The organism is Streptomyces chiangmaiensis (assembly GCF_036281785.1).
Classification (GTDB): Bacteria; Actinomycetota; Actinomycetes; order Streptomycetales; family Streptomycetaceae; genus Streptomyces; species Streptomyces chiangmaiensis.
This window is the reverse complement of sequence record NZ_JAYWVC010000405.1, coordinates 1-3797: the sequence shown is the minus strand read 5'-3', so window position 1 is coordinate 3797 and position 3797 is coordinate 1. Positions and strand designations below refer to the sequence as shown.

The 3797-nt window shown below is 66.4% G+C and carries 2 protein-coding genes; one reads left to right on the top strand and one right to left on the bottom strand.

Annotation, left to right across the window (positions count from 1 at the left end):
* Positions 1–506: 506 nt before the first annotated feature.
* On the bottom strand, positions 507–3014 hold the full coding sequence (locus VXC91_RS43350; protein ID WP_329512853.1) for a Pls/PosA family non-ribosomal peptide synthetase: 2508 nt from the start codon (positions 3012–3014) through the stop codon (positions 507–509).
* Between the two features lie 244 nt (positions 3015–3258).
* On the opposite strand from VXC91_RS43350, the gene VXC91_RS43345 reads away from it, so the two are divergent.
* Positions 3259–3567, top strand: a complete 309-nt coding sequence (locus VXC91_RS43345) for a transposase (RefSeq protein ID WP_329512852.1) — start codon at positions 3259–3261, stop codon at positions 3565–3567.
* Positions 3568–3797: the final 230 nt, after the last annotated feature.

Genomic DNA, 3797 nt, shown 5'->3' with positions numbered 1-3797 from the left:
CGCGCACCTTACCCGCTCATGTGGGCGGTCTTTCTCCCTGGGGGCGAAACCCTGTTTCCTGCCCTGCTCCGCAGGGGTCCGATTCCTCCCTGGCCTGAAGGCCGGGGCGTCCTCGGAGGTATTTGGTGAACTGGTGGCGTAGGGCCCAGGATCTCGGCGTCCTTGGCGCGGTCGCTCATCGGGAGCAGTCGGAGCGCGGCGAAGGCATTCAACACGGTCACCAGCGGTCGCAAGCCGGATGACCTGCACGGACGAGATTCTCGGCACGCACAGTCTTGCGCTGCGTACTGCGTCTACCTGTCCGGTGGTTGGGATTCCATTGTCGAGCGAGTGCCCGAGGTAGCGGTCGTGGCGGGCAGCTGCGTACGGACGAGCCTGTCTGGTAGGAGGGGCATCTGACGCAGCACGCAGCGCTGCGGAGCAGACCCCGGACGCCCCATCCACACGTGACTTGAGCCGGTGTGGCGCGGTGCCGGAGGGGTGTGGCTGTGGTGACCCCAGATCGGTTATCCGGCGGGCGGGCAGGTGGGCGTCTCGCGGGCGGGGTTGCCTGCCCAGTATGCGTGGGTTGGGACTTGCTCGCCTTTCATGAGGAAGGAGTCGGGGGCGAGTGTGGAGGTGTCGCCCATCGTGACGCCGTAGTGGACGAGGCTGTTGACGCCGATGGTGCAGCCGTTGCCGAGGGTGGTGCGGTCCGATTTGAAAGTGCCGTCCTCCTGCGAGTGGCACTGGATCCTGCTGCCTTCGTTGAGGGTGCAGTCGTTGCCGATGGTGACGAGGGAGCGTTCGGGGATGAAGCATCCGTCGTCGAAAACGTGGCTGCCGATACGGGTGCCGAGCAGTCGCCAGATGAGGCTCTTGTACGGGGTGCCGTTGAAGACGGCGATCGCCTCGGTCGGGGTGGTGATCTTCCAGTACCGCTCGTGCCGCCAGAAGGGTTGCTCGTAGATCGAGCAGTACAGCGGTCGCAGGCCGCCACGGCCTGCGGTGGCACGTTCGGTGAGCAGCATGTAGGCGATGGCGCACAGCAGCGTCAGGATGCCGGCCAGAGCGATCACCGCTGCGCCGAGGGCGTGGTAGAGGTCGACGGCGGCCGATGCGAGCACCGTCACGCAGAAGAAGTACAGCCACCGCGAGAACAGGTGCACGCCCATGGTGAGGGCGTTGTGCTTGGTCTTGGCGGCGAGGCGGTGACGGAAGATCTCGCCGTCCTTGAGGTGGTCGAATCTGCTGTCCCGGAGGACCGTGCGCGGGATTTGGAAGCTGGGCGAGCCCAAAAGCCCGACGTTTTCTCGGATCGCTCCGTCGAGGGGGACCATGACCTTGGTCGCCAGCAGGCAGTTGTCGCCGGTCCTGCCCTGTGCGGGGTAGGCGACGTAATTGCCGACGAAGTTGTGCGGGCCGATGGTCACCGGCGACACCCTGAAGGAGGAGGGGGAGAAGTCGGCGTTGATGATTGACAGCCCGTCGGCCACCATCGTGCCCTGGCCGACACAGCTCAGGTAGGGGACGTCGTGCTTGACCGCCATGCCGAAGTTGGAGCCCGTCTGCTCGACGGGGGAGAGCTTGTAGCCCAGGCCCAGCAGGTAGTGGACGATGCCCGAGCTGTCGCCGAACAGGATGGTGAAAAAGCGCCGGTTGGTGAAGAGGACGATGGCCCGGTGGACCGCGTACCGCACCCCGTACAAGGGGTAGACGATGCCCGGCTTGAGGATGAGGTTCAGCACGCGGGGAACCGTCACCGAGAGCAGGACACCCAAGACCACCGCCCCGAACAGGAAGATCGCCGAGCCGGCCAAGGCGTTGGCGTAGAACGTCCAGCCCGTCAGCGCCGCGGGCCCGGGCTGAAGGATCGAGGCCAGCTGCGGGACGGCCGCCATCAGAATCACCACGCCGGCGACGACCAGCGGGATAAAGAGGAAGAGTGCCGCCAGCACCTGGGCCACCGAGTACAGGGCCCTGCGAGCGCTACCGCAACGGGCGGGGCCGACCCGGCGGTAATCCACCTCGGTGGGCTGGGCCGGCGACCCGTGCCAGCGCTCTCCGTCGGGGACCACCTGGCCGGCGTGCAGCGAGGAGGCGTGGCCGAGCTGGGTCCGGTCACCCATGGCGGTGTCGATGTCGAGCACCGTCATCTCGCCCACGAGGACGTCCTTGCCGAGTGTGACAGGCCCGATCCGGATCACCCCCGATTCGGCCCGGTAGCAGTTGAGGTAGGTGTCTTTCCGGACCACCGAGCCGTCACCGATGGTGAGCAGGTCCGTGCACACCGGGACGTGCCGGGAGAAGACGCTGACGCGGCGTCCGATCTTCGCGCCGAGTGCCCGCAGATAGAGGGGGTAGAGCGGCGAGCCGACGAACAGAACGAGCGGGCTGGAGCGGATAAGCGTCTTGACGCACCAGAATCGGAAGTACGCCAGGCTCCAGATACGGATCCGCTGGGGCCGCCACCGGCCGATCAGCACCCACTTGGCCACCACCGGCAGCATGGAGGCGCCGAGGAAGACCGCGGCACCCAACAGCACTGCTCGCAGATAGGTGCCGAGCAGGCCGACACCGCCGGCGATCCACTCCGTACTCTCGGCGAGGACCACGGCCACCACGTAAATGTAGGCCAGAAAGAGCAGCAACTGCAGCGCGCCGCACACTACGTAGTGCGACGCGCCGGAGATAGGGGATGGTGGTTGCCTGCGGGGCGCCGCGACCAGCGGCGGGGAGAGCCCAGGTGCTGGCGACGCGGTATCGGTCAGGGCTGCCGCCAGGTTCCTGACGGTCGGATACCGGTAGACGTCCTTCATCGACACCGACGGCGCATCGTCCCGTTTTCTGAGCCGCGCACAGAAATGGGCCATGACCATGGAGTCCGCGCCCAGATCGCTGAAGAAGTTGCTGTCGACCGAGACCCGGTCGACCCGTACGATCTCAGCCAGAACCTCGGCAAGGACCCGCTCAGAAACGGCCATCGACGATTCACCCGGATCCGGGGTGAGAACATCGACCGGGTTGTCCACCATGTCGGCTCCATGACGCATGCGGCCCGCTCTCGCTCCAGCGGGTCACCGGCCTCCTCGAACCTCGCCCAAGGGCCCGAGCGCGCGATCCGCAACCGACGCGCTGCGTCAGTGTGCGGCCGCACCTTAAAGACGCCGCATCCGCATTGTCTGCCCAGGCCCACAAAATGGCCACCCTGAAGTTCCTCCACTGAACTGGACAGCCTGATACTGGGACGGTTGAGTCCCGGAGGAAGCGGTCCAGATAGTGAGTGGCAAGAGCAATGTGAGCAAGCGGTACACGGCCGAGTTCAAGCGGGACGCGATCGCGCTCGTCCGGTCCTCGCTGCATCGGAACGTCACCGAGATCGCCCGGGAGCTGCGAGTGAGCCCCGAGGGGCTGCGGGGCTGGGTCAAGCAGGACTGGACCGACCGGGGCGAGGGGCCGGCAGGCGCGCTGACGACGGATGAGCGCGAGGAGTTGCGTCGCGTTCGCCGCGAGCTGGCCGAGGTCAAGAAGGCGAACGAGATCTTGGTAAAAGCCGCGGCCTTCTTCGCGAAGGAGATCGTGAAGTAGGCACTGTGTGCCTCTTCATCGATGCGGGGAAGGTCACCGAGGCGAACCCCGATGGCTACAGCGTCGCGCGGCTGTGCCGCGTTCTGGGCATCAACCGCTCCGCCTACTACTTGTGGCTCGCCGCGCGGCCGGCCGTCGCCGAACGACAGTGCACCGAGGAAGTTGGCCGATCGTATACGCGAGATCCACGCCGCTTCCCGTGGCGCGTACGGCGTCTCCCCGCACAAGCC